Source organism: Halobacillus sp. BBL2006, from assembly GCF_000786645.1.
Classification (GTDB): domain Bacteria; phylum Bacillota; class Bacilli; order Bacillales; family Halobacillaceae; genus Halobacillus.
Genome location: NZ_JRNX01000902.1, coordinates 1 through 514, shown reverse-complemented (window position 1 = coordinate 514; position 514 = coordinate 1). Strand labels below are relative to the sequence as shown.

The following is a 514-nucleotide window of genomic DNA, read 5'->3' as shown; positions in this document are numbered from 1 at the left end:
CCTGCCAAATGGGAGGTGGAGGCTGCAAGAAAGCCGAAAGAACCAGCTCCGAGAGACTTTCCGGGCTATCAGCCTTTGACAGAACCGGAAGCTGTTGCAATGGCTGAGCTTGCAGGGGAAAGACAGTTCGAAAAAATGCTTGCCTTTCATACACAAGGAGAAGTGATCTACTGGGGGTATGAAGGCCTCGAGCCACCCCGCGCCTTTACGATAGTACAGGAATTTAAACGAGTGAGCGGGTATCAGCCAATTAGGTATGTAGATAGTTATGCTGGCTATAAGGACTGGTTCGTTAAGGTTTATCGCAGACCTGGCTACACGGTTGAATTAGGTGAAGGTGTTAATCCGCTTCCTCTTTCTCAATTTGATGAGATTTATCAGGAAACACTGGGAATCTTCCTGGCAAGTCTTTATATGTAAAACTCTCTTCAACAACATGCAGGATTGCGGAAGACTCGATTTCGAGATGTTTGGGGCTCGTTTGCCATATTGGTAGGCAGGGGTGATTGGGAAG

1 pseudogene is annotated in these 514 nt (G+C 47.5%); it reads left to right on the top strand.

Annotation, left to right across the window (positions count from 1 at the left end):
- Window positions 1-420: pseudogene (locus LD39_RS20945) on the top strand (M14 family zinc carboxypeptidase); the annotation flags it as partial.
- Window positions 421-514 lie beyond the last annotated feature (94 nt).